The sequence below is a fragment of the Thioclava sp. F34-6 genome, from assembly GCF_002213235.1.
Classification (GTDB): domain Bacteria; phylum Pseudomonadota; class Alphaproteobacteria; order Rhodobacterales; family Rhodobacteraceae; genus Thioclava; species Thioclava nitratireducens.
Genome location: NZ_NBOA01000003.1, coordinates 564,470 through 589,446, shown reverse-complemented (window position 1 = coordinate 589,446; position 24,977 = coordinate 564,470). Strand labels below are relative to the sequence as shown.

Genomic DNA, 24,977 nt, shown 5'->3' with positions numbered 1-24,977 from the left:
TCTTTACGCCCGGGATTTTGGGTTTTTCTCAGGCTCTTCCTTGCCCTTACGTCCGGGCCCGTTGCGACGGGTGCCAGAAAGTCACCAGCTTCTCGATCAGGGCGACAAGCCCATAGAAGCCCGAGCCCGCGAGGGCCGCAACGGTAATTTCCGACCACACGAGCGGCAGATCAAGCTGCCCCACCGCGGTCGAGATGCGAAACCCCATTCCTTTCGTCGGGCTGCCGAAAAATTCGGCAACGATCGCACCGATCAAAGCCAGTGTCGTTGCGATCTTCAACCCGTTGAAGAGAAAGGGCATCGCCGCAGGCAGGCGCATCTTGAAAAGCCCCTGCCAATAGCTTGCGGAATAGGTCGCCATCAGGTCGCGCTGCAGCGCATTCGTGGCCGCCAGCCCCGCCACCATGTTCACGAGGACGGGGAAGAAGACCATAACCACGACGACCGCCGCTTTGGACTGCCAGTCGAAGCCGAACCACATCACGAGGATCGGCGCGATCCCGACGATCGGCAGGGCCGCGACGAAGTTCCCGATCGGCAGCAGCCCGCGTTGCAGGAAGGGCGAGCGGTCGATCAGGATCGCCACGCCCACGGCGGCACCACAGCCGATGACATAGCCCGACAGCGCGCCTTTCAGGATGGTCTGCACGAAATCCTCGCGCAGCACCGCAGTCGAGGCCATCAGGCTCGCCGCGATCTGACTCGGCGCGGGCAGGATCACCGGGCTGATATTCAGACCTCGAACCAGACCTTCCCACAGAAGCAGGAGGGTGATGCCGAACAAGGCCGGGATCAGGAAACGCGCCCAACGCTCCGAGCCATGATGGCGGGCAAGCCAGGTGTTGAGCGCCCAGGCCGCCAGCCAGAAGACGATTGCGAAAATAAGCCAGCTCATTGCACCATCCCCATCCGCTTGAGCGTGATCTGTTCGATGATGCCGACCACCACCACGAGGATCGCAGCCAGCGCCGCCGCCGCGAACAGAGCGGACCAGATCTGCACCGTCTGCCCGTAATAGCTGCCCGACAGAAGCCGCGCGCCAAGCCCTCGGGTCGCGCCCGCCGGCAGTTCGGCCACGATCGTGCCGACGAGGCTCGCCGCCACGCCCACTTTCAGCGAGGCGAAGAGGTAAGGCATCGACGACGGCAACCGCAGCTTCCAGAAGGTTGCGCCCTGGCTCGCATTATAGGTCTTCAGCAGGTCGAGTTGCATGTGATCGGGCGCGCGGAGTCCCTTCACCATGCCGACGAGCACGGGGAAGAAACTGAGATATGCCGCGATGATCGCCTTGGGCAGAAGCCCCGTTACCCCGAGGCTCGCCAGCACCACAATCACCATCGGCGCAATGGCGAGGATCGGGATCGTCTGGCTCGCGATCGCCCAGGGCATGACGCTCAGGTCCATCGCGCGGCTATGGGTGATCCCCACCGCCAGCAGAATGCCCAGACCGGTGCCGAGTGCGAAACCCGCAAGCGTCGCCGACAGCGTGATCCAGCCGTGGAAGACGAGGCTCCGCTTGGAGGTAATCTTCTGCCCGGCCACGCCTTCCCAAAGGCCGACAGCCACCTGATGCGGGGCGGGCAGAACGGGACGTTTCTGGGTCAGCGTGTCGGTGACAAGCTCGGAGAACGTGACCTCTTCTCCGGCCCGTGCGGCCTGGTCGTAGGTCCATTGCGAATTCATCCAGACGGTCGCGGCGTACCAAAGCAGCAGGATCGCGGCCAGAACCGTCAGAACGGGTGCCACCATTTTCATGAGACCGCCCTCCCCGTCGGCTTGGCCGAAATATCCTCGGGGAGTGAATGGCGCAGCCTGAGGGGGGCAGACAGCCCCCCTTCCGGGGTCGGGGTCATAGCGTCATTCATCATAGGCATGCCCCGCTCGCAGCCCTTCGCGCACCCGGTGTGCGATATGCAGGAATTCCTCGCTGTCGCGGATATCGAGCGGACGCGGGCCGTTCGGCAGCGTGCTCTCGATCACCTCGTGGATGCGACCCGGACGGGGCGACATCACCACGATTTTGGTCGAGAGATACACCGCTTCCGGGATCGAGTGGGTCACGAACCCGATCGTCTTGTTCGTGGCCGACCAGAGCTTGAGAAGCTCCTCGTTGAGCTTGTCGCGCACGATCTCGTCCAGCGCGCCGAAAGGTTCGTCCATCAGCAGGATCTCGGCGTCGAAGGCCAGCGCCCGCGCGATCGAGGCGCGCTGCTGCATCCCCCCCGAAAGCTGCCATGGGAACTTCTTCCCGAAGCCTTCGAGATCCACCAGAGAGAGCACTTTTTCAACGCGCTCTTGCTGCTGCGCCTTGGAATAGCCCATGATTTCCAGCGGAAGTTTCACATTTCCCGCAATCGTGCGCCAAGGGTAAAGCCCGGCCGCCTGGAACACGTAGCCGTAGCTGCGCGCCTTGCGGGCTTCCTCGGGCGAGATTCCGTTCACGGTCAGCGCCCCGCCCGTGGGCGTTTCCAGCGCCGCGATGCAGCGCAGGAAGGTGGTCTTGCCGCAGCCCGAGGGGCCGATGAAGCTCACGAATTCGCCCTTCTCGATATCGAGATCGATATCCTTGAGCGCGTGAACCGGACCGTCATTGGTCTGGAAGGTCAGGTCGAGCCCGCGGGCCTGAATTACCGGTGCGTCCGTCATCCGCGCCTCCACAGGGTTTTGTCCGCGATCTCGACGCTATTTCCCGCCGGGTCGCGCAGATAGATCGATCGCGCCCCGTTCGGCCAATAGAAGTCGGCCTCAATCTCCACGTTGTTGTCCCTCAAATGTCGTTCCCATTCGTTGAGTTGTTCCGCGTCCGCCGCGAGGCATACATGCCCGGGTCCGACCGCACCATGCGGGGGGACCGGCAGCGCCGCCTCGGGATCGGGTGGCTCACGCGTGGCCTGAGCGATGAAGGTCAGGATCACGCTGTCGCCACAGCGAAAAAAGACATGTCGCCCGTCTCGACGGGTTATCCGATCAAGCCCCAGCAGCCCGCCGTAGAAGGCTTCGGTCTTGTCGAGATCCTCGACATAGACCGCAGCCTCCAAGACGCCGGAACTGACCGGGGCCGCCATAGCGCCTTATACCCCGGTCGCCGGGATACCGCTGCGCTCCACCGGACGCGGCGCGGTGAGCTCTTTCCAGGTGGACAGAGCCTTGGTCACCGGCATGCCCGGATCGCGGGCGACGAATTCGCCGTGGCCCTCGGGCGTGTGGATCTTGCCATCCGCCCAGGCGACGACACCGCGGCTGAGCGTGTAGCGTGGCAAGCCCTTGACCTCCTTGCCTTCGAACACGTTGTAATCGATGGCGGATTGCTGGGTCTCGGCCGAGATCGTCTTGGTCGCCTCCGGATCCCAGACCACGAGGTCGGCATCCGCGCCGACGAGAACTGCGCCCTTCTTCGGATAGACGTTGAGGATCTTCGCGATGTTGGTCGAGGTGACGGCCACGAATTCGTTCATCGTGATCCGGCCGGTCTCGACCCCGTAGGTCCAGAGCATCGGCATCCGGTCTTCCAGACCGCCGGTGCCGTTCGGGATCTTGGTGAAATCGCCCACGCCATAGCGCTTCTGCTCGGTCGAGAAGGCGCAGTGATCGGTCGCGACAACCGAGAGCGAGCCCGAGGCGAGACCCGCCCAGAGGCTGTCCTGATGCTGCTTGTTGCGGAAGGGCGGCGACATCACGCGGCGCGCGGCGTGATCCCAGTCCTTGTCGAAATACTCGGACTCGTCGAGCGTGAGGTGCTGGATCAGCGGCTCGCCCCAGACGCGCTTGCCCTGCATCTTGGCGCGGCGGATCGCTTCGTGGCTTTCCTCGCAGGAGGTGTGCACGACATAGAGCGGCACGCCTGCCATATCGGCGATCATGATCGCGCGGTTGGTGGCCTCGCCCTCGACCTGCGGCGGGCGCGAATAGGCGTGTCCCTCGGGGCCGTTATTCCCTTCGGCCAGCAGCTTCGCAGACAGTTCGGCCACGACGTCGCCGTTCTCGGCATGAACCAACGGGATCGCCCCCAGCTCGGCGCAGCGCTTGAAGCTCGAATAAAGCTCGTCATCGTTCACCATCAGCGCGCCCTTATAGGCCATGAAGTGCTTGAAGGTATTGATGCCGCGCTCAGTGACCTGCTTCATCTCGTTGAAGACCTGCTCGCTCCACCAGGTGATCGCCATGTGGAAAGAATAGTCGCAATGCGCGCGCGTCGATTTGTTGTCCCAGCGCTTGAGCGCCTCCAGCAAGCCCTCGCCCGGTGCGGGCAGCGCGAAATCGACGACCATCGTGGTGCCGCCGGCCAGCGCGGCGCGGGTACCGCTCTCGAAATCGTCGCTGGAATAGGTGCCCATGAAGGGCATCTCCAGGTGGGTATGCGGATCGATCCCGCCCGGCATCACATAGCAGCCGGTCGCGTCGATCTCTTCGTCGCCTTTCAGGTTCGGGCCGATCTCGATGATCTTGCCGCTGTCGATCAGCACATCCGCCTTATAGGTCAGATCCGCGGTGACGATGGTTCCGTTCTTGATGACTTTGGTCATGTTTTACCTCCCACGAAGGTCTTCCGCCTTCGATTATTTCAAGTATTCCGGGGGCTGGGCGCGCGAGCGCCTCAGGGGGCCGCGCCCCCTGCTCCGCCCGTCTCAGCTTACGATTTCTGCGGTTTCCAGCACGGCGTGGAACAGCACATCGGCACCCGCGCTCGCCCAGTCCTTGGAGATATCCTCGGCCTCGTTATGGCTCAGCCCGTCGACGCAGGGGCACATCACCATCGCCGTCGGCGCGACCGCGTTGATCCAGCAGGCATCGTGGCCCGCGCCCGAAATGATGTCGCGATGCGAATAGCCCAGACGCTCGGCTGCGCTGCGCACGGCGCTCACGCAGGTCGGATCGAACGTGACCGGGTCGAACCCGCCGGTCTTCTCGAACTCCACCTCAAGGCCCATCTCGTCGCAGATTTTCTTCGCTCCCTCGCGCAGTCGCTTTTCCATGTCTTGGATCACGCTCAGATCGGGCGAGCGGAAATCGACGGTGAACACGGCTTTGCCCGGGATCACGTTACGCGAATTCGGGTAGATGTCGATATGGCCCGCGGCGCCCACCGCGTGGGGCTTGTGCGACCAGGCGATCTCGTCGACCAGTTCCAGCACGCGCGCCATTCCGAGACCCGCATTCTTGCGCATCGGCATCGGGGTGGAGCCGGTATGCGCGTCCTTGCCGGTGATCGTCACTTGGGTCCAGCTGAGGCCCTGCCCATGCGTGACGACGCCGATATCCTTGCCCTCTGCCTCGAGGATCGGGCCCTGCTCGATATGCAGTTCGAACATCGCGTGCATCTTGCGCGCACCGACCTCTTCGTCGCCTACCCAGCCGATGCGTTTCAGTTCGTCGCCGAACTTCTTGCCTTCCGCGTCCTCGCGATCGTAAGCCCAGTCCTGCGTGTGAACGCCCGCGAAAACGCCCGAGGCCAGCATCGCCGGGGCGAAGCGCGTGCCCTCTTCGTTGGTCCAGTTCGTCACGACGATCGGGTGCTTGGTCTTGATGCCCAGATCGTTCATCGAGCGCACCGCCTCCAGCGCGCCGAGCACACCGAGGACGCCGTCGTACTTACCGCCCGTGGGCTGCGTGTCGAGGTGGCTGCCCATGTAGACCGGCAGCGCATCGGGGTCTTCGCCTGCGCGGGTGGCGAACATGTTGCCCATCGTGTCGACGCCCATCGTCATGCCGGCATCTTCGCACCATTTCTGGAACAGTGCGCGGCCTTCGGCATCCGCATCGGTAAGGGTTTGGCGATTATTGCCCCCGGCGACGCCGGGACCGATCTTGGCCATCTCCATGAGACTGTCCCAAAGGCGATCGGGATTGATGCGGAGGTTTTCTCCGGGTGCTGACATTTCATTACTCCCTGTCGGCTGCGTGGGGGTTATCCCCTCTTGCGACGAATCTTTTTCTGACCGTATGGTCAGGTTGAGTGGGCCACGGTCTGACCATTCGGTCAACAAAAATCAGGACGCAGTTCGAATGAAAGATGATGAGAGCGGCAGGCGCTCAAAAAATGGGCAAGCGAGCCGCGGCAGTCGGGCCGAGGCCCGGCGCGCTACCGAAGAGTCGATCCTGAAAGCTGCCGAGCGGGTCTTCGCGGAGGCCGGATTCGGCGGCGCCACGATGCAACTGATCGCGGATGTGGCGGGGCTGCCGAAAGCCAATCTCCATTACTATTTCGAGACGAAGGAATCGCTCTATCGCCGGGTCGTAGAGCGCATTTTCAACATCTGGCTGGAAGCGGCGGATGTGTTCGACGCGGCAAGCGGCCCCGCCGAGGGGATCGGTGCCTATATCGACGCCAAAATGGAGATTTCGCGCAATCACCCGAACGGCTCGAAGGTCTGGGCGTCGGAGGTGATGCATGGCGCGCCGGTCATTCAGGACTACCTCGAGACCACGCTCCGCGACTGGACCGAGGGCCGCGCGGTCATCATCGAGCGCTGGATTGCGGAAGGCAAAATGGCCAAGGTCGATCCCCATCACCTTCTCTACATGCTCTGGGCCACCACCCAGCACTATGCCGATTTCTCGCATCAGATCGAGACCTTGAACGGCGGCGCCCCACTGAACGACGCTCAGTGGGAAGACGCGAAGACCTGCGTAAAAAGCATCGTGTTGCGCGGGATCGGCGTGAGCTGATCGCTCAGTTCGCTGCCGGATCGGCGGTGATATCCGGCGCGCCGACGGGTGCCGCGTTGGAGCTCGCCGGTGCGGGCGATTGCGAAGCCCCCTCCGACGCATCCGGCGCATTTGCGTCTGGCGCGGCTGGCAGCGTCTCGGTCTCGACCGGGCGCATCGGTGCACCGGCCACGCCTGCGGGCAGATGCGTCTTGGGCAGTTTCGAGCCCAGCAGCTCCTTCCCATCCGAGATCGGCTCGACCGGGTCGGCTTCGAGCCCCACCGCCTCCGCGCCGGTATCCGAACAAATGTAAATCGCGCCACCGACGACGACCGCGGTGGCCGCAAGAGCGGGCGCCGAGGCTCCGGCCAGCACGCCGAGGCCCGCATCGCGCAGCTTCTTTTGCAGGTTGCCGGCCTGATCCGACACGATCATACCGCCGATTTTTTTGCCCAGAACCTTGCTCGCCGCGTCGCCCACGGCGCTTTCGGCCTCGTCGCGCAGATCGCCGGCGGCCTTTGCAGTCCCCTTGAGGCGCTCGCAAATGCTTTTCGACGGCTTGCGGCAGAGCCCGTAGGCGTCGCGCTCACCGCGGTCGTAGCCCAGATAGGTCTCGGCCTCCTTGTCCCATTGCAGGCAGAACGGGGCGCGGCTTTTGTCGTCCATTTCGGGCGTCAGCGCCCGCAGCGTGACCAGTGCCGGGCAGGTTACCTCCCCCTTCTCGCCGAAGAGCTTTTCCCGCAGCGAGCGGCTTTCCTTCAGCGCCGCATTGTCCGCGTCGTAAACGTAGGAATAGGTCTTGCCGCGAATGGAAGTTTCACACGGCACCAGTTCGGCCATGGCCGGCAGCGGGCATATCAGGGCGAGAACAAAGGTCAGGCGCAGCATCGCGAGTCTCCGGGCATCGCTGCGCACCATAGCTCACCCCCGCGCCGCGACAAGCTCGCGCACCGCTGCGTGGCGACGCTCGGCGGGGTTTCGCGCGGCCCCGCACAGATCCTGTTCCTAGACCTGAGCGCTGCACGGGTTATCTTGATCGAGAGGCAATTCAGGCAGAGGACGACATGCGCAAGATGCAGGTTCAGGGGGTTCACCACATCACGCTGACCGGCGCGGATCGGCAGAGCTCCATCGATTTCTGGGAGGGTGTTCTGGGGATGCCGTTCATCTTCGATCAGCCCAATCTCGACAATGCCGACGAAGGGCATCTCTATTTCGATCCGGGTGACGGGCGGCTGATCACGATCTTCACGAACGAGACCCGCAAGCCTGTTCACGACCGCACGCCCACCGACCCGGGCTGCGTGCATCATCTAGCCTTCAATGTCTCGATGGCGACGCATCGGCAGGTCGTGGCAAGGCTCGATGCGCGCGGGATCGCGCATTCCGGCGTGAAGGATCGCGGCTTTATGGATTCGATCTATTTCAAGGATCCGCTGGGACTCCTGATCGAGCTTGCCACCTACAAGTTCGAACCGCCGCGCGGAACGTCCCATGCCGAGGTCATGATCGAGGCGCATCGCATCCGGGTGGCGCGCGGTGACAATGCCATCGGTGAGGAACATCTCGCCGACGCGATCGAGATGATCGTCGAGCGCTCGCAGCAATCGCTGAGCGAGGATCGCGGGGCGAAGAACCCGTACTGAGCGACGCGCCGTCTCGGACGTCAGAATGGCGCGGGGCGACTAGCCCCGGGCCGCGCATCAACCCGCAACGAGAAACGGCCGCGCAGTCCCTGCGCGGCCGTCTTGTCATCTAGGCTTGAGCCCGATCACTCAACCTCTTCGAGCACCTCTTTGAGCGTGCCGACCAGCTGGTCGATCTGCTCTTTCGAGATGATCAGCGGCGGGCTCATCGCGATGATGTCGCCGGTCGTGCGGATCAGGATGCCTTTCTCATAGGCCTTCAGGAAGGCCGAGAAGGCGCGCTTCGTGGGTTCGCCCGCGATCGGCTCCAGCTCGACCGCACCGATCAGGCCCTCGTTGCGGATGTCGATCACGTTGCGCACGCCCTTGAGCGAATGAAGCGCATCTTCCCAATAGGGAGCGAGCTCGGCGGCCCGCTCGAACAGCCCCTCTTCGCGATACGTCTCGATCGTCGCAATCCCGGCCGCGGCGGCGATCGGGTTGCCCGAATAGGTGTAGCCATGGAACAGCTCGATCATATGCTCGGGGCCGTTCATGAAGGCGTCGTGGACCTCGGCCGTCGTCAATACCGCGCCCATCGGGATTACGCCGTTGGTCAAGCCCTTTGCGGTCGTGATCATGTCCGGCACGACGCCGTATTTCTCGGCAGCGAAGGCCGCGCCCGTGCGCCCGAAGCCGGTGATCACCTCGTCGAAGATCAGCAGGATGCCGTGCTTCTTGGTGATGTCGCGCAGCTTCTGCAGGTAGCCCTTCGGCGGCAGCAGCACGCCGGTCGAGCCCGCCACCGGCTCCACGATGACGGCAGCGATGGTCTCGGCGCCATGCAGCGCGATGATCCGCTCGAGGTCGTCGGCCAGATGCGCACCATGCTCGGGGCAGCCCTTCGACCAACGGTTCTCTTCGGGCAGATGGGTGTGCGGCAGGTGATCGACCCCTGGCACGAGCGGACCGAAGGTCTTGCGGTTGGTGACGATGCCGCCCACTGAGATACCGCCGAAGTTCACGCCGTGATAGCCGCGCTCGCGCCCGATCAGGCGCGTGCGAGCCCCGTCGCCGCGCGCACGGTGATAGCCGATGGCGAGTTTCAGCGCGGTCTCGACCGATTCCGAGCCCGAGTTGGTATAGAACACATGCGCCATCTCGTCGGGCGCGATGTCGAGGATGCGGTTCGCAAGCTCGAACGCAATCGGGTGGCCCATCTGGAAGGCGGGCGCGTAATCGAGCTCGGCCGCCTGTTTCTGGATCGCCTCGGTGATCTTCGGGCGGCAATGGCCCGCGTTGCAGCACCACAGGCCTGCCGTGCCGTCGAGCACCTGGCGCCCGTCGGAGGTGGTGTAATGCATATCCTTCGCGCCCACGAACATGCGCGGGTTCTTCTTGAACTGGCGGTTCGCCGTGAAGGGCATCCAGAAAGCGTTGAGATCATTGGGGGACTTGCGGTCGAGCGCCATGGGAAAACTCCGGTCGGAAGGCCGGGTCGGAACGCGGCCGGGATGTCTAGTTTGACCGAACGGTCAGACTCACGCTAGCACAGCTTGGGAACCAGTCAAGCGGCCTTCACCTGGCGTTTATAGCGCGCTCTCCTGCCTGTAGCGATTGATCCTGCAGTCACGCTTCGGTTAACGTAAACGACGCATTGGGAGACGAATACTTGGCAGACGACCTCGAACCGCGCGACTTCACCGGCGACGACGACGGCAAGCGCCCGCTGACCCGGATTCAGAAGGTCAATCGCGGCAAGATTCTCGAGGCGGCGCTGGACGTGTTCTCCGCGCATGGTTTCCGGGGTGCGACGCTCGACCAGATCGCAGCGGAAGCGGGGCTGAGCAAGCCGAACGTGCTCTATTACTTTCCCTCCAAGGAGGCGATCCACGAGGCACTTCTGGAAGGGCTTCTCGATATCTGGCTCGCGCCGCTGCGCGCGATCTCCGCCGAGGGCGAGCCGCGTGAGGAAATAATGCGCTACATGCGTCGCAAGCTCGAGATGAGCCGCGAGATGCCGCGCGAAAGTCGACTGTTCGCCAACGAGGTGCTGCAGGGCGCACCGCGAATGGGCGCGGAATTATCCACCGATCTCAAGACCTTGGTGGACGAGAAAGCGCGGATCATCGAAGGCTGGATCGCTGAGGGCCGCCTCGCGCCCGTCGATCCGCACCACCTGATCTTCTCGATCTGGGCGCTCACCCAGCATTACGCGGATTTCGACACGCAGGTGCGCGCGGTCCTCGGCCCGGGCAAGGAGCCGCTGGAAGGGGCCGCCCCCTTCCTAGACCTGCTCTTCGCGCGGCTTCTCGCGCCCTGAGCGGTTAAGCCTTCCGCAACCATTTCCGAAGTTTCCGCCGGATCTTAACGGTCTGGTAACACCCTCGACGCAGTTTGAGCATGCGTGGGGGCGCAAGAAAATGGAGCTCGGAATGGACCGGATTTCGGGGTTGATGCCTCAGATCGGGTGGTCGCCTCTATTGACGGTCGCGGCCCCGAAAACAGCGCCTGCCAGCAAGGTGGAGGCGCCTGCGGATGCGGCCAATACGAACGGCGGCCTCGGCGCAAACGTAGACACCCAGACGTCGCAGGATCGCGCGAAGCAAGTGCGGGCCCTGGAGGCGCACGCGGCGCGCAGCGCCGATGCGTCGAAAGAGGATGGCCAGGATCGGGGCGCGGAGGACTTGAACCAATCATCCCGCGCACTTGGCATGAGCGATGGGGGTGCACGTCCCGATCCCGACGCCTTGACCGGCCCGATCCCGACCTTCGAGGTCACGCCGCTCGAAGCGCAGGCGGCAGCACTCTGGGCGGCACCTGATCTTATGCCAACCCCGGAGGGCCCTGCGCCTGAGCCGGTACGGATTGTCACCGCCCCGCTCGCCGACACATCGACGGCGAAGAAAGAGGCCGAAACCTCCGACGCTGCCGAGTTCCATCCGGAGACTGCGCTACAGACGGCAGAGAAAAAAGACGCGCCGCCCGATACTCGGAACAGCGCGCCTCAGGAGGGTTGGTCTCAGGTGCCCCCGCAGGTCGCGCCGAACCTCGACGTGACCCGCTAAGCCCCTGCCCTTATTCGGCTGCGGTCGCAGCGGAGGGGTTGTTGGGATGGCTCGTCCAGTTGGCATAATCGCCGACCGTCTCGCCAGTGCGTGGATCCACCTCACCCTTGTCCATCTTGCGCATCGTGATGCACTCAACCGGGCAGACCTCGACGCAGAGGTTGCAGGCCACGCATTCCTCGTCCTTGACCGAATAGACACGGTCGTCGGACACCGCGATCGCCTGGTGCGAGGTGTCCTCGCAGGCGGCATAGCAGCGACCGCATTTGATGCAATCTTCCTGATTGATCTCTGCCTTGGTGACGTAGTTGAGATTGAGATACTGCCAATCGGTCACATTCGGCACCGCGCGGCCCACCAATTCGGAGGTCGAGGTAAAGCCCTTGCGATCCATGTATTCCGACAGGCCGGAAATCATCTCCTGCACGACTTTGAAGCCGTAGGTCATCGCCGCCGTGCAGACCTGCACGTTGCCAGCCCCGAGCGCCATGAACTCTGCCGCATCGCGCCAGGTGGTCACGCCACCGATGCCCGAGATCGGCAGACCGGCCGTATCGGGATTGCGTGCGATCTCGGCCACCATGTTCAGCGCGATCGGCTTCACCGCCGGACCGCAATAGCCGCCATGGGTGCCTTTGCCGTCAATGGTGGGCTCCGGCGCGAAGTCGTCCAGATCGACCGAGGTGATCGAATTGATCGTGTTGATCAGCGAGACCGCATCGGCCCCACCGCGCTTCGCGGCTTCCGCCGGGCGACGGATATCGGTGATGTTCGGCGTGAGCTTCACGATCACCGGCAGGCTGCAATATTGCTTACACCAGCGGGTGACCATCTCGATATATTCGGGGACCTGACCGACAGCCGACCCCATGCCGCGCTCGGCCATGCCATGCGGGCAACCGAAGTTCAGCTCGATCCCGTCGGCGCCGGTTTCCTCGACCAGCGGCAGGATCGCCTTCCAGCTTTCCTCGTCACAGGGCACCATCAGCGAGACGATGATCGCGCGGTCCGGGTAGTCCTGCTTCACCGCCTTGATTTCGCGCAGGTTTGTCTGCAGCGGACGGTCGGTGATCAGCTCGATATTGTTGAGACCGAGCAGACGACGATCCGCGCCATAGATCGCGCCGTAGCGCGGGCCGTTCACGTTGACCACGGGAGGCCCTTCCGAGCCCAGCGTCTTCCAGACGACCCCGCCCCAACCGGCTTCGAAGGCACGGCGGACATTGTATTCCTTGTCCGTCGGCGGCGCGGAGGCGAGCCAGAACGGATTGGGGGATTTGATACCGATGAATTCAGAAGTCAGATCGGCCATCTCTTAGCCCTCCATCAGGAATTGGTGGATTTCTTCAGCTGCATCGCGCCCCTGCGCGACCGCCGTCACGGTCAGGTCTTCGCCGGCATGGATGCAATCGCCCCCCGCCCAGACCCGTTCGACCGAGGTGCGGCCCGCGCCGTCCACCTTGATCTTGCCGCCCGCGACCTCGACTTTCGGAGGCATGTCGCCCAGCGTCTGACCGATCGCTTTGAAGACCTGATCGGCGGGCAGTTTGAAGGTCGCGTCGGTCATCTCGAGACCGTCGGGGCCCTTCTTCGTATAGGCGAACTCGACCTGACGCACCGCGCCATTGCCGTGGATGGCGATGGGGGCGGCGTTCTCGATGATGTTCACGCCATGGGTCAGCGCGTGCTCCTGCTCGACCGTGCTGGCGGGCATCTCGGCGCGAGAACGACGGTAGACGAGGGTCACGTTGAGCGCCCCCAGCAGCTTCGACTGCACTGCGGCGTCGACCGCCGTCATGCCGCCGCCGATCACGACCACATCGCGCCCGATCGGCAGTTCGGCCAAATCGGAGGCCTGACGCAACTCCGCGATGAACTCGGTCGCGGGGCGGATACCGTCCTTGTCTTCGCCATCGAGGCGCAGCGCGTTCACGCCCGACAGGCCCATCCCGAGGAAAACGGCGTCAAAATCGCCCAGCAGCTCGGCCAGATCGCCGTCACCGGCGCGGCCCAATTGCCAGTTTTCGACCACGGTGATGCCGCCGATCTGCAGCAGCCAGTCAACTTCCGCCTGCGCGAACCCGCCCGGCGCCTTGTAGCTTGCGATACCGTATTCATTGAGGCCGCCTGGCTTCGAGCGCGCGTCATAGACGGTGACCTCGTGGCCCTTCATCGCGAGACGGTGCGCACAGGCGAGACCTGCGGGCCCGGCGCCCACGACGGCGACCGATTTGCCCGTGCTCGCGGCGCGAGTGTAGGGGTGGCTTTGCTTGGCCATCAGCGTATCGGTCGCGTAGCGCTGCAGCGCGCCGATCTCGACCGGCTCGCCCTCCGACTCCATACGAACGCAGGACCCTTCGCAGAGATTTTCCGTCGGGCAGACGCGGGCGCACATACCGCCCATGATGTTCTGATCGAAGATCGTCTTCGCTGCGGCTTCCGGTGTTCCGGTCGAGATCTGCCGGATGAACAGAGGGATGTCGATCGCGGTCGGGCACGCCTCCATGCATGGCGCATCATAGCAGAAATAACAGCGATCGGCCGCGATGCGGGCCTCTTGCGCCCCAAGTGGCGGCGCGTGATCGGCGAAATTGGTGCAGTAGCTTTCCGGGTCGAGCCGTGCTGGCGCGATCCCTTCGGTGAGCTGGCTATTGGACACTTGCGGGCTCCCTGTCAGTTTTTCTTGTTCCCTACGCTCGCACAGGATTGAATTTTATCAAGTGGTAAAATATGCCGCAGCGCGGCGGGCCGCCAATTTCCCGCCCGATTGCCCGGTTGTTGAGCAGTTTCTACCCCACACATGCTCAAATACCGGGCAATCACGAGATCGCGACCCCCTGACAACCGGACGGCCGATGCGCCTTTTCACCGCGCGTTACCTCGCGTATAACCGCCCTCAGCATCAAAGAGCCCCGCAGAATGGGCTCCATTTCAAAGCACCCTTCGAGGACCGCATGACCAAAAATACCCGTGACAACGACGTGGCCTTCATTCAGGCCCTTGCCGAACTGCTCAACGCGAACGAGCTGACCGAAATCGCCGTGACCCGCGATTACGCGCAAGATGACAGCCTGAAAGTGCGGGTGTCGAAACAGACCAATATCGTGCACGCTGCCGCCCCTGCCCCCGCAGCAGCCCCCGCTCCGGCACCCGTTGCTGCCCCGGCTGCCCACCCCGCGGCCGCAGAGCAATCCGCGCCTGTCGAAGACCCCGCCGATCACCCCGGCGCCGTGGCCTCGCCCATGGTGGGCACCGCCTATCTCTCGCCCGAGCCGGGCGCATCGGCCTTCGTGAAGGTCGGCGACCAGGTCAAGGAAGGCCAGACGCTGATGATCGTCGAGGCGATGAAAACCATGAACCATATCCCCGCCCCGAAGTCGGGCACCGTGAAGCGCATCCTCGTCGATGACGGTCAGCCGGTCGAATACGGCTCGACCCTGATGATCGTCGAATAAGGGGGCCGGTATGTTCGACAAGATCCTGATCGCCAACCGGGGCGAGATCGCGCTGCGCGTGATCCGTGCCTGCCGCGAGATGGGGATCGCCTCGGTCGCGGTCCATTCGACGGCGGATTCGGACGCGATGCATGTGCGCATGGCCGATGAATCGGTCTGCATCGGCCCGAACTCCTCGAGCCAATCCTACCTTTCGGTGCCCGCCATCGTCGCGGCCTGCGAAATCACCGGCGCTCAGGCGATCCACCCGGGCTACGGGTTCCTGTCCGAGAATGCCGCCTTCGTGCAGGTGCTCGAGGATCACGGCATTACCTTCATCGGCCCGTCCGCCGCCCATATTCGCATCATGGGCGACAAGATCACCGCGAAGGAAACCGCGAAAAATCTTGGCATTCCGGTCGTTCCGGGCTCGGCGGGCGGTGTTCCCGATACCGAATCCGCGAAGCAGATCGCGGCCGATATGGGTTATCCGGTCATCATCAAGGCCACCGCCGGCGGCGGCGGTCGCGGGATGAAGGTCGCGAGGTCCGAAGAAGAACTTGAGGTCGCGTTCCGCACCGCGCGTTCCGAGGCGAAAGCCGCCTTCGGCAATGACGAAGTCTATATCGAGAAATACCTTCAGAAGCCGCGCCATATCGAAGTGCAGGTCTTCGGCGACGGCAAGGGCCGCGGCGTCCATCTGGGCGAGCGCGACTGCTCCCTCCAGCGCCGCCACCAGAAGGTGCTCGAAGAGGCCCCCGGCCCGTCGATCACCCCAGAAGAGCGTGCCCGCATCGGCAGCATCTGCGCCAACGCAATCGGCGAAATGGGCTATTCCGGCGCCGGCACGATCGAGTTCCTCTACGAGGATGGCGAGTTCTACTTCATCGAGATGAACACCCGCCTTCAAGTCGAACACCCGGTGACCGAGGCGATCTTCGGCGTCGATCTCGTGCGTCAGCAGATCAAGGTTGCCGCCGGCGAGCCGATGGAGTTCGATCAGGACAAGCTGTCGATCCGCGGTCACGCGATCGAAGTACGGATCAACGCCGAGAAGCTGCCGAACTTCGCTCCCTGCCCCGGCAAGATCACCCATTACCACGCGCCGGGCGGCCTTGGCGTGCGGATGGATAGCGCGCTTTATGATGGTTATTCGATCCCGCCCTATTACGACAGCCTCATCGCGAAGCTGATCGTGCATGGCCGCGACCGCCACGAGGCGCTGCAGCGCCTGCATCGCGCGCTTGGCGAGCTGATCGTGGACGGGGTGGATACGACCGTTCCGTTGTTCAACGCGCTCCTGCAAGAGCCAGACATCCAGAGCGGCAACTACTCGATCCACTGGCTCGAGAAATGGCTCGAGAAAAACCTCTGAGCGGGTCGACATTGACGAAAACGCCCCCGGTTTCGGGGGCGTTTTTCATTTCGGGGTCAGCAGGCAGGTGCCGCGCTTTTTCTCTTTATCCTTGGGGCGATAGTAATCGCCGATATGGCTGCGTTGGCCTTGTCCGATCTGCTCCCAGTCGAGCCAATGGCAGTCGTAATCGAGCACATCTGCCATTGCGGTCATCGCCGGGAAGGATGGAATTCCGATCAACGCTTTCTCCTGCCCGTCGATCTGCGGGATCGAGTTCAGCTCGTTATCGGTGCGCTCGCGCATCAGCAGGATCACCGGGCCGGGGCGCTGCGCGAATTCGCTGTCCACGATCACCAGTTCCGGCCCGAGCTGGCGCACCAGCTGGAACAACCGGAAATGGTCCATGACGTGGTAGAGGATACCGAGGACACCGACCACGTCGAAGCGCTCGCCCGCGTCGATCAGCTTCTGCATCCCGTCGAAGATGTCGTCGCAGATAAGCTTCACCTTCTCGCGCAGATGCGCGCGGGGAAATTGGTCGAAGCGGTCGATCAGCTCCTGCCGCCCTTCGATTCCCACCACTTCCGAGGCTCCCGCAGCGGCGAAGGCATAGGCCCAGCGACCATCATGCGCCGCCAGATCGAGCACACGCTTGCCCGCGATCTCCTGCTCGAGCGGCTTGATGATCATCTTGTAGCGCAGGTTCATCCGCTCCACCGTGCCGGGATCCTCGGCATATCGATCGATCTCGGGGAGGAAATCGTAGAAACCCATATTTGCGCTCGGCCCCGCTCTGGTTCATCTTGTTGGCGAGCCTAGGCGTAACGGGAAAACCGGGCAAGACAATGACGGACAGACTGAGCGCGGAACTACTTCTCGCGGGATATGCGCAGGGCATCTTCCCGATGGCTGAAAGCCGCGACAATCCGCAGCTTCACTGGTTCGACCCAGCCTTGCGCGGGATCGTCCCCTTGGACAAATTCCACATTTCGCGCTCTCTCGCGAAGGTCATCCGGCGCGGGGATTACAGTATTTCGACAAATGCCGCGTTTCGCGGCGTGGTCGAAGGCTGTGCCGACCGCGACGAGACATGGATCAACGGACCGCTCTTCGCGCTCTACGATCAGCTCCACGCCGCAGGCTTCGCGCATAGCCTGGAGGTCTGGCAGGATGGAACACTCGCGGGCGGCATCTTCGGGATTACCCTTGGCGGAGCGTTCTTCGGAGAGAGCATGTTCTCGCGCCGCCCCAATGCCTCGAAAGTGGCGCTCGCCTACCTGGTGGACCGGCTGCGTCAGACGGGGTTCAGCTTGCTCGATACGCAATACATCACGCCGCATCTGGCTTCGATGGGTGCGGTCGAGGTGACCCGAAACGAATATCGCGCGCGGCTCGCGCAGGCGCTGCCCCGAGAGTGCGACTTCACCTCAGGCGCGATCCCCGCGCCTCAGTCACTTTTGCATCGGATGACCCAGACGTCGTAACGCGGGTGATCGAGTGCCGAGAGCGCCGGGCTCGAAGCAATCATCCAGCCTGCGAAATCGGGCTGCGGCTTGTCCTCTTCGGTTACCGTCACATAGGCATAGGCATCGGAGGACGGATCGTCGGCCGGGTAGCGGCATTCGCGTAGCGTTACCGTGATGAACCCGTATTTCACGCTCTGCCCGACATTCAGATTGATGTCCGAGGCGATGCCCGACACCTTGTCGAGCCCGCGCAGCATCGCGCCCGTACCGTCAGCCAGCCCTTTCGCGGGCTCATCCTGCGGGATCTGGTCGTCCGGCGTCGTTTGCGTGAAGTCCTGTGCGACAGCGAGCCCTGGAACGAGTGCTGCGATCAAAACCAAAGCGCGGATCATTGCGCCCCCTCCCCTGCGCCGTCGCCACTGCCGCCACCTGCGAATTTCAGCATCAGGTTCAGCATCGAGACCGCGCTCTGCGTGTCGAGAATTTCATCACCCGGCTTGAGATCGTCGATCGCTCCGCCGGGGATCAGTTCGATATAGTTCGCGCCCAAGAGCCCGTCTTGCGTCACCGCGATCACCGTATCCTCGGGCAGCGCAACGCCCTTCTTCACCGAGATCGTAGTGTCGGCGAAGAACGTCTTGGGGTTCAGCGCGACATCCGTCACCGTCCCAACCTTCACGCCCGCAAGTCGCACATCGGTGCCGGGCACGACGCCCCCGATCGACCGGAAGGAGGCATGCAGCGGATAGGAACCGCCATCGGCCCCGATTCCCATGCCACGCCCCGCCCAGAGCAAAAAGCCCAGTGCCACGACCAGCACGATCGCGCCGGTAATGATCTCGGTGCGGTTTTCGCTCATAGCGCGGTGGCCTTACTCGGGCTGCCAAGCCTCGTAATCGCGGCGCTCGACCGGGTGCGCGAGGCGAATCGACCCCGGCGGCACATAGGCCGCTTCGGTGCCGGTGTGGTTCTGCTCATGCGGCTTTTCCCATGGCTTATGGGCCAGCGGTTTGTCGGTCGGCGGCTCGTCATAGGTGAAGTGGATCCAGCCATGCCAGTCCGGAGGAATACGGCTCGCTTCGCTCTCGCCGTTATAGATCACCCAGCGGCGCTTGGCGTCCTTGGTGCGGTAATAGATGTTGCCTTGCTCGTCCTCGCCAACTTTCACGCCCTTGCGCGCGGTGAAAAGCTGCGTGCCGACGGTCGAGCCGTTCCACCAGGTGAGAATTCGAAGCAGAAACTTCATGGGGCAACCTCCGCAATGCGTCCCGCCTGTTATATCCGCTGGGGCGTCGAGGTCCAGTACCCGTGCGGGCTCAAGGCGCCTGCGAAGCGGAATTTGCCTGCGGAATCTGCCCGCGGCGAAGGATTTTCATCGCCGGACGCTCGACCCAGTGCCACGACAGCATCGCGAGCGCGACGGTGATCGGCGTTGCGAGGGCGATATTGGAAAGCGGGCCCATCTCGCCCAAGAGCGCCACGACCATCCCCTGCACAGGGAAAGCGTAGATATAGATACCGTAGGAGTAGTCGCCCACCCGATTGAACTCGCGCAACCTTCCCGAAGGCAGCCCCGCCAGCCAGAGCGTTGCGTAGGAGACAGCGAGTGCCATCGACGGATACGCCAGAGGGCCGTGAATACTGATAGCCGCCAGAACCGCGAGGGGAAGGGCGACCACCGGCGAGGCCGGGATGCGCGCACGCATCAGGTAGGCCCCCATGCCGAGGAAAAAGGGCAACCCCGGATACCAGAGCGAGCGAAGCGCATAGGCTCCGGGAAAATCGAATGCGGGGGCTTGGCTGAGGCCCGCTAGACCTACTAGAACCGCGGTCATCAGCAGGAGCGGCTTGCGCATCAAGCCAAGCACGCCGAGCAACGCGACGACCACGTAGAGCCGTATCTCGACCGGCAGCGTCCACAGCGAGCCCTGAACCGTCGGATAGGGATTGCCCTCGAAAACACCAGGCAGATGGTAATCGAGCCGGACGAGACTCACATTGCCGAGCCATGCCAGCCATGTCTCGACCGAGGCGAGGTAGTCGACCGGGGACAGTCGGCTGAAAATCGGCCCGATGACGAAGGTGACCAGCGAGATCGAGACGATCAACCCGGGGTAAATCCGCGCCACGCGGGCGCGGACATAGCGCCATGGGCTGCTAGAACGCTCGAAGCTCGCCGAGATCAGGAAGCCCGAAATCGCGAAGAACACGAAGACCGCAAGCGCACCGAGGCTGAAGCCGGTCGCGGCCTCGAGCGGTTCCAGCGCTCCCGGTCCGAGGCTGATCGGCCAAGCATGCGACACGAGCACGCAGGACGCTGCGATCAGGCGGATCAGGTTGAGATTGTTGTTCTGCCCGGCTGCGAGCGGTGCAAAGCTCTGCCTCATGTCCTTGCCCTTCTGCGAGGGGAATGCGCCAAGAACTAGCGCAAACCCTTCCGCACGAGAAGAAACATGTCGCAAAACAAAGGGGCGAACCGAAGCTCGCCCCTTGCTGAATCGTTGCTTACGTCGCGATCAGCTCGCCGATTTGCCTTCCTTCTTGGCTTCGGCATAGATCAGCAGCGGTTTTGCGTCGCTCTGGGTCACGGCCTCTTCGTTGACCACGACCTCTTCGACCTCTTCCATGCCCGGCAGTTCGAACATCGTGTCGAGCAGGATGTCTTCCATGATCGACCGCAGACCGCGTGCACCTGTCTTCCGCTCGATTGCCTTCTTGGCGATGGCGGTCAGCGCATCGTCGGTAAAGGTCAGCGACACACCCTCGATCTCGAAGAGACGCTGGTACTGCTTCACCAGCGCGTTTTTCGGCTCGGTCAGGATGGTCACCAGCGCCTCGGCGTCGAGATCGGTCAGCGTCGCGATGACCGGCAGACGACCGACGAATTCCGGGATCAGGCCGAATTTCAGCAGATCCTCGGGCTCGAGCTCCTTGAACAGCTCGCCGATATTGCGGTCTTCGCTATCCTTTACGTCCGCGCCGAAGCCCATAGCCGAGCCCTTGCCCCGCTGCGCGATGATCCGGTCGAGACCCGCGAAGGCGCCGCCGCAGATGAACAGGATGTTCGTCGTGTCGACCTGCAGGAATTCCTGCTGCGGATGCTTGCGCCCGCCCTGCGGCGGCACGGAGGCCACGGTGCCCTCCATGATCTTCAGCAACGCTTGCTGCACACCCTCGCCCGACACGTCGCGCGTTATCGACGGGTTGTCCGACTTGCGGGTGATCTTGTCGACCTCGTCGATATAGACGATGCCGCGCTGCGCCCGCTCGACGTTGTATTCCGACGCCTGCAGCAGCTTGAGGATGATATTCTCGACATCCTCGCCCACATAACCGGCTTCGGTCAGGGTCGTCGCGTCGGCCATCGTGAAGGGCACATCAAGGATGCGCGCCAGCGTCTGGGCGAGAAGTGTCTTGCCGCAGCCCGTCGGGCCGATCAGCAGGATGTTCGACTTCGCCAGTTCGATGTCGGTCTTCGTGCCGTGGTTGAGACGCTTGTAGTGGTTGTGCACCGCGACCGAGAGCACGCGCTTGGCATGTTCCTGGCCGATCACGTAATCGTCGAGCACCTGGCAGATATCGCGCGGGGTCGGCACGCCTTCGGTGGATTTCAGCCCGGCCGATTTCGTCTCCTCGCGGATGATGTCCATGCACAGCTCGACGCATTCGTCGCAAATGAACACGGTCGGACCCGCGATCAGCTTGCGGACCTCATGCTGGCTTTTGCCGCAGAACGAGCAATAAAGCGTGTTCTTGCTGTCGGAGCCGTTCGAGTTCGCCATCTCTTACCTCTGCTGCCCGGGCCGCCCCGGGCTTCGTGAATTGGCCTGTCCCTTCAAGACTAGGACAGGCCAACCGTCACCTCAATGTCAAAATCGTCCCGAAGTTAAGCGGGAGGATCACTTTTCTCCGTCGTCGCTGACCCGGCTTTCAAGGATCTCGTCGATCAGGCCCCACTCCTTCGCGGCCTCGGCGGACATGAAGTTGTCGCGCTCGAGCGCGGCTTCGACGGTCTCGTAGTCGTTGCCGGTATGCTTGACGTAGATTTCGTTCAGGCGACGCTTGAGCTTCTCGGTCTCGCGGGCGTGGATCATGATGTCGGTCGCCTGCCCCTGGTAGCCGCCCGAGGGCTGGTGGACCATGACGCGGCTGTTGGGCAGCGAGAAGCGCATCCCCTTTTCGCCCGCGGTCAGCAGCAACGAGCCCATCGAGGCCGCCTGCCCGATCACCAGCGTCGAGACCTTGGGTTTGATGTATTGCATCGTGTCGTAGATCGACAGACCGCTCGTCACCACGCCGCCCGGCGAGTTGATGTACATCGCGATCTCTTTCTTCGGGTTCTCGGCCTCGAGGAACAGAAGTTGCGCGCAGATCAGCGTCGACATGCCGTCATGGACCGGGCCCGACAGGAAGATGATGCGCTCCTTCAGCAGGCGCGAGTAGATGTCGTAGGCACGCTCGCCGCGCGAGGTCTGCTCGACCACCATCGGCACCAGCGTGTTCATGTAAAACTCGTGGGGATCTTTCATCTCGGCCCTTCCTGGTCGTTCGACGCTCTTCATAGCGTGTGATCTTTACAGAAGTCTTAGTGACCGCATCGGGGACCTTCAAGGGCACTGACTGCGGGGAAAATGCGCTTGCGGCGCAAATGCTGACCTGCAGCAGGTCCGCGTTAAGGGCATCGAAAGGGGATGGACGTAGCGTGTCCGCGATTTTGCGGGAATGCCCCCGTGTGGAAAAAGAGGCGGAGATGTCCAAATCCGAGGCTGGTGCAAGCGCCTGGCACACCGTGATGGTCAAATTGCTGGCCCTGATCGCGATCGTCGGCATCATGTTCGCGGCGCTGATGACGTTGCTCACGATCAATTCGAACCATCGCCGCGCCAACGAGGCCGCGAGGACGCAGCTCGACCAGATCCTGCCTATGCTCGGTGATTCGGTAACGGATGCGCTGATCACGGGACGGATCGCAGACGCGTCTCATGAGGTCAAAGCGGTGCTCGCGGGCTCCGACGGCGCCGGTCAGTCCGCGCTGGTGCTCAACTTGCGCGGCGACGTTCTGGCTAAGGCGGGCGAGGCCGACCCAGCCTTGGTCACGCTTGCGCAAAACGCGATTGAGGCGCAGGGCCTGAAGAAATCGGCAGACGGGCTGAGCGAAGCAATTCCCCTGCGCATTTCCCCGCAAGACGACCCGCTCGCCGTGCTCGCACTGCGATGGAGCCCGGCACCCGCCATCGCGCGCGCTGCCGAGGACATGATACGCAACCTCGCTTTCACGGCCTTGATTTTTGTGGCCATTCTCGGCGGCGCGATGCTCGGCGTACGCTGGCTTATCGCGCGCCCGCTCACCCGCGTGACGCAGGCGATGCGCTCCGTAGTCGCGGGGCAGCTCGATGCCGAAATCCCCGCCACCAAGCGGCACGACGAAATCGGCGCGATCGCCCGCGCGCTGCAAACCTTTGCGTCCGAGCTTGCGATCGCCGAATCGCGCAACCGCGCAGCGCGGGTCCACAGCGCCGCACTCGAAAGCGCCTCGGTCGCGATCATTCTCACCGGCAACGATCACGTCATCACCTTCGCCAACGAGGCCGCTTCGGATCTGCTGCGCCCCTTCGCGCCAGAAATCCGATCCTACAACCCGAGTTTCGACCCCGATAAGCTTGTCGGAACCCGCGCGGACCAGATTTTGCCAGCGGGGACGACCGCGGCCGCAGCGCTCGACGGCGGGGCACGCGACACCCTCACCCTCGAAGGCCGAATGCGCGCCGGATCGCTTCGCTGCCTCGTCAGCCCCGTGACCGACGAGGCGGGCGAAAAGATCGGCCATGTCTCTCAATGGCGCAACACCACGGAAGAACGGCGCAATGCCTCGCTGATCTCTGCGATCGACGCCAACCTCCTGCGCGTGGACCTACGTCCCGATGTAACGATCGACACGCTCAATCACGCGTTTGCCGAAGTCTACGGCGCGCCCCGCGAAGATATGGCCGGGATGTCCGTAGCCGGCCAGATTACCTTCGAGGGCACGCCGGTCTGCGAAATTCTCCGGCGCGATCCGCAGCCATTCGCGGGTATGCTGATGCTGCGCTGTGCCGACGGCCGCCAGGCCTGGCTCGAAGGCTCGGTCAACCCGATCCTCGATTCGGACGGCACGATGGTCATGTTCACCGTGCTCGCGAGCGACCGCACCCAGCAGCATTTGGAGGCTGACGCCCGCCGGAAAGAACGCGACGCGATGCAAGCCGCCCAACAACACATTGTCGAGACCCTGAAATCGGCCTTGGCCGGGCTCTCCGCCGGGGATCTCATGGCCGAGATCACCGCTGAATTCGAAGGCGATTCCAAGACATTGCGTGACGACTTCAACAGCGCGATCGGCGATTTGCGCGACGCGATGCGAAAGGTGCTCGACAACGCCGGATCGATCCGCACTGAGGCGCGGCAAATTTCGTCAAACTCCGATGACATGGCGCGGCGCACCGAACGGCAGGCCGCCACGCTCGAGGAGACCGCCGCCGCGCTCAACGAGATCACCGCCTCGGTCGAGGCGGCCGCCCAGGCCGCCGGCCGCGCGAATGACCTTGTCGAGACCGCCCGGCGCAGCGCGGAAGAAAGCGGCCAAGTCGTTTCCGAAGCCGTGCAGGCGATGTCGGAAATCGAACAAAGCTCGGAGCAGATCAGCCGGATCACCAGCGTCATCGACGAGATCGCCTTTCAGACCAACCTGCTCGCTCTGAACGCCGGGGTGGAGGCCGCGCGCGCTGGCGAAGCCGGACGAGGCTTCGCGGTGGTCGCGTCGGAAGTGCGTGCGCTCGCGCAGCGCTCCTCTGACGCTGCACGCGAGATCGCCGAGTTGATCGCGAACTCCTCAGCACAGGTGAAACGCGGCGTCGGCTTGGTGGGCCAAGCGGGCGATGCGCTCGGGGGCATCCAGTCCTCCGTTTCCGATCTTCTCGCCTATGTCGCGGACAGCGCGAATGCTACGCAGGAGCAAAGCGCGGGCCTGACGGAAATCAATTCCGCCGTCACGCAGCTCGATCAGGTTACCCAGCACAACGCCGCCATGTTCGAAGAGGCCCTCGCCGCTAGCCAGGTCCTCGAACGCGAGGCCGTGGAACTCGGCGAGGCGATGGGACAATTCAAACTTGGCGAGGCATCGGGTGCCAGCGCCAGTCGTGTCGACTCTGCGGACAAACCTGCTGTGGCGCCGCGACGTGCGCCCGAGAAATCGGAGCGCATTGCCTCCGCGCCGCCGAAATCGGCCCTGCGCGATGCTGCTTCGCCTATCAGCGTGTCAGGCAATACTGCCTTGGCTTTGCCGCCGCCACCCACGGATGACGATTGGGAGGATTTCTAACTCATCACTATGATCCCTGAACCC

The 24,977-nt window shown here is 63.3% G+C and carries 25 protein-coding genes; 8 read left to right on the top strand and 17 right to left on the bottom strand.

Features of this window, described 5'->3' with window-relative positions; translation table 11 throughout:
- Positions 1-46: 46 nt before the first annotated feature.
- From B6V72_RS08780 to B6V72_RS08755, 6 genes are all read right to left on the bottom strand, one after another.
- The gene (locus tag B6V72_RS08780) at positions 47-895 is read right to left on the bottom strand and encodes an ABC transporter permease (protein ID WP_088735344.1); all 849 of its coding nucleotides are present in this window, start codon (positions 893-895) and stop codon (positions 47-49) included.
- On the bottom strand, positions 892-1,755 hold the full coding sequence (locus B6V72_RS08775) for an ABC transporter permease (protein WP_075774377.1): 864 nt from the start codon (positions 1,753-1,755) through the stop codon (positions 892-894). Before B6V72_RS08775 ends, B6V72_RS08780 begins: the two co-directional genes overlap by 4 nt.
- Before the next feature lie 102 nt (positions 1,756-1,857).
- Complete coding sequence (locus B6V72_RS08770; RefSeq protein WP_075774376.1) at positions 1,858-2,646, bottom strand: ABC transporter ATP-binding protein; 789 nt, start codon at positions 2,644-2,646, stop codon at positions 1,858-1,860.
- Positions 2,643-3,065, bottom strand: a complete 423-nt coding sequence (locus B6V72_RS08765; RefSeq protein WP_075774375.1) for a VOC family protein — start codon at positions 3,063-3,065, stop codon at positions 2,643-2,645. The genes B6V72_RS08770 and B6V72_RS08765 overlap by 4 nt, the downstream gene beginning before the upstream one ends.
- Positions 3,066-3,071: 6 nt before the next feature.
- Positions 3,072-4,523, bottom strand: coding sequence for a dihydropyrimidinase (hydA, locus tag B6V72_RS08760; protein WP_075774374.1), 1,452 nt, complete (start codon positions 4,521-4,523; stop codon positions 3,072-3,074).
- 102 nt (positions 4,524-4,625) lie between these two features.
- The gene (locus B6V72_RS08755; protein ID WP_088735343.1) at positions 4,626-5,876 is read right to left on the bottom strand and encodes a Zn-dependent hydrolase; all 1,251 of its coding nucleotides are present in this window, start codon (positions 5,874-5,876) and stop codon (positions 4,626-4,628) included.
- A gap of 127 nt (positions 5,877-6,003) precedes the next feature.
- On the opposite strand from B6V72_RS08755, the gene B6V72_RS08750 reads away from it, so the two are divergent.
- Positions 6,004-6,666, top strand: coding sequence for a TetR/AcrR family transcriptional regulator (locus B6V72_RS08750; protein WP_088721845.1), 663 nt, complete (start codon positions 6,004-6,006; stop codon positions 6,664-6,666).
- Between the two features lie 4 nt (positions 6,667-6,670).
- On the opposite strand, the gene B6V72_RS08745 is transcribed toward B6V72_RS08750, so the two are convergent.
- Positions 6,671-7,534, bottom strand: coding sequence for a hypothetical protein (locus B6V72_RS08745; RefSeq protein WP_075774371.1), 864 nt, complete (start codon positions 7,532-7,534; stop codon positions 6,671-6,673).
- Positions 7,535-7,710: 176 nt separating this feature from the next.
- On the opposite strand from B6V72_RS08745, the gene B6V72_RS08740 reads away from it, so the two are divergent.
- Positions 7,711-8,292: a VOC family protein gene (locus B6V72_RS08740; protein ID WP_075774370.1), complete on the top strand. Its 582-nt coding sequence runs from the start codon at positions 7,711-7,713 to the stop codon at positions 8,290-8,292.
- A gap of 125 nt (positions 8,293-8,417) precedes the next feature.
- On the opposite strand, the gene B6V72_RS08735 is transcribed toward B6V72_RS08740, so the two are convergent.
- Entirely contained in the window at positions 8,418-9,743 is a 1,326-nt protein-coding gene (locus tag B6V72_RS08735) for an aspartate aminotransferase family protein (RefSeq protein WP_088718966.1), read from the bottom strand.
- A 200-nt stretch (positions 9,744-9,943) separates the two neighbouring features.
- On the opposite strand from B6V72_RS08735, the gene B6V72_RS08730 reads away from it, so the two are divergent.
- Together B6V72_RS08730 and B6V72_RS08725 are read left to right on the top strand one after the other, a co-directional pair.
- Complete coding sequence (locus B6V72_RS08730; RefSeq protein ID WP_199224627.1) at positions 9,944-10,594, top strand: TetR family transcriptional regulator C-terminal domain-containing protein; 651 nt, start codon at positions 9,944-9,946, stop codon at positions 10,592-10,594.
- Between the two features lie 112 nt (positions 10,595-10,706).
- Positions 10,707-11,339: a hypothetical protein gene (locus B6V72_RS08725; RefSeq protein WP_075774368.1), complete on the top strand. Its 633-nt coding sequence runs from the start codon at positions 10,707-10,709 to the stop codon at positions 11,337-11,339.
- 10 nt (positions 11,340-11,349) lie between these two features.
- Here the strand turns inward: B6V72_RS08725 and preA are convergent, their stop codons facing one another.
- Together preA and B6V72_RS08715 are read right to left on the bottom strand one after the other, a co-directional pair.
- Positions 11,350-12,651: an NAD-dependent dihydropyrimidine dehydrogenase subunit PreA gene (gene preA, locus B6V72_RS08720; protein WP_075774367.1), complete on the bottom strand. Its 1,302-nt coding sequence runs from the start codon at positions 12,649-12,651 to the stop codon at positions 11,350-11,352.
- Between the two features lie 3 nt (positions 12,652-12,654).
- Positions 12,655-13,998: an NAD(P)-dependent oxidoreductase gene (locus B6V72_RS08715; RefSeq protein ID WP_088735342.1), complete on the bottom strand. Its 1,344-nt coding sequence runs from the start codon at positions 13,996-13,998 to the stop codon at positions 12,655-12,657.
- 295 nt (positions 13,999-14,293) lie between these two features.
- Between B6V72_RS08715 and accB the strand changes: the two genes are divergently transcribed.
- A complete protein-coding gene (gene accB, locus B6V72_RS08710) occupies positions 14,294-14,794 on the top strand; it encodes an acetyl-CoA carboxylase biotin carboxyl carrier protein (protein ID WP_075774721.1) in 501 nt (166 codons plus the stop codon).
- Positions 14,795-14,804: 10 nt separating this feature from the next.
- The gene (gene accC, locus B6V72_RS08705; protein WP_075774365.1) at positions 14,805-16,148 is read left to right on the top strand and encodes an acetyl-CoA carboxylase biotin carboxylase subunit; all 1,344 of its coding nucleotides are present in this window, start codon (positions 14,805-14,807) and stop codon (positions 16,146-16,148) included.
- Positions 16,149-16,193: 45 nt separating this feature from the next.
- Here accC and B6V72_RS08700 read toward each other — a convergent pair whose 3' ends face one another.
- Positions 16,194-16,904 carry a class I SAM-dependent methyltransferase gene (locus B6V72_RS08700; RefSeq protein ID WP_088735341.1) on the bottom strand — a complete coding sequence of 237 codons (711 nt, stop codon included), beginning with the start codon at positions 16,902-16,904 and terminating at the stop codon, positions 16,194-16,196.
- A 71-nt stretch (positions 16,905-16,975) separates the two neighbouring features.
- Between B6V72_RS08700 and aat the strand changes: the two genes are divergently transcribed.
- On the top strand, positions 16,976-17,614 hold the full coding sequence (gene aat / locus B6V72_RS08695) for a leucyl/phenylalanyl-tRNA--protein transferase (protein WP_088735340.1): 639 nt from the start codon (positions 16,976-16,978) through the stop codon (positions 17,612-17,614).
- On the opposite strand, the gene B6V72_RS08690 is transcribed toward aat, so the two are convergent.
- From B6V72_RS08690 to B6V72_RS08665, 6 genes are all read right to left on the bottom strand, one after another.
- On the bottom strand, positions 17,578-17,988 hold the full coding sequence (locus B6V72_RS08690) for a DUF2155 domain-containing protein (RefSeq protein ID WP_075774362.1): 411 nt from the start codon (positions 17,986-17,988) through the stop codon (positions 17,578-17,580). The genes aat and B6V72_RS08690 overlap by 37 nt on opposite strands.
- Complete coding sequence (gene mlaD / locus B6V72_RS08685; protein WP_075774361.1) at positions 17,985-18,455, bottom strand: outer membrane lipid asymmetry maintenance protein MlaD; 471 nt, start codon at positions 18,453-18,455, stop codon at positions 17,985-17,987. Before mlaD ends, B6V72_RS08690 begins: the two co-directional genes overlap by 4 nt.
- A gap of 12 nt (positions 18,456-18,467) precedes the next feature.
- Positions 18,468-18,842, bottom strand: coding sequence for an NADH:ubiquinone oxidoreductase subunit NDUFA12 (locus B6V72_RS08680; RefSeq protein ID WP_075774360.1), 375 nt, complete (start codon positions 18,840-18,842; stop codon positions 18,468-18,470).
- Between the two features lie 70 nt (positions 18,843-18,912).
- Positions 18,913-19,983 (bottom strand): acyltransferase, encoded by a 1,071-nt coding sequence (locus tag B6V72_RS08675; RefSeq protein WP_088735339.1) that lies wholly within the window; start codon positions 19,981-19,983, stop codon positions 18,913-18,915.
- 129 nt (positions 19,984-20,112) lie between these two features.
- Positions 20,113-21,378, bottom strand: a complete 1,266-nt coding sequence (gene clpX, locus B6V72_RS08670; RefSeq protein ID WP_075774358.1) for an ATP-dependent Clp protease ATP-binding subunit ClpX — start codon at positions 21,376-21,378, stop codon at positions 20,113-20,115.
- A gap of 117 nt (positions 21,379-21,495) precedes the next feature.
- Complete coding sequence (locus tag B6V72_RS08665; protein WP_075774357.1) at positions 21,496-22,125, bottom strand: ATP-dependent Clp protease proteolytic subunit; 630 nt, start codon at positions 22,123-22,125, stop codon at positions 21,496-21,498.
- 221 nt (positions 22,126-22,346) lie between these two features.
- Between B6V72_RS08665 and B6V72_RS08660 the strand changes: the two genes are divergently transcribed.
- Positions 22,347-24,953, top strand: coding sequence for a methyl-accepting chemotaxis protein (locus B6V72_RS08660; RefSeq protein WP_168173027.1), 2,607 nt, complete (start codon positions 22,347-22,349; stop codon positions 24,951-24,953).
- Positions 24,954-24,977 lie beyond the last annotated feature (24 nt).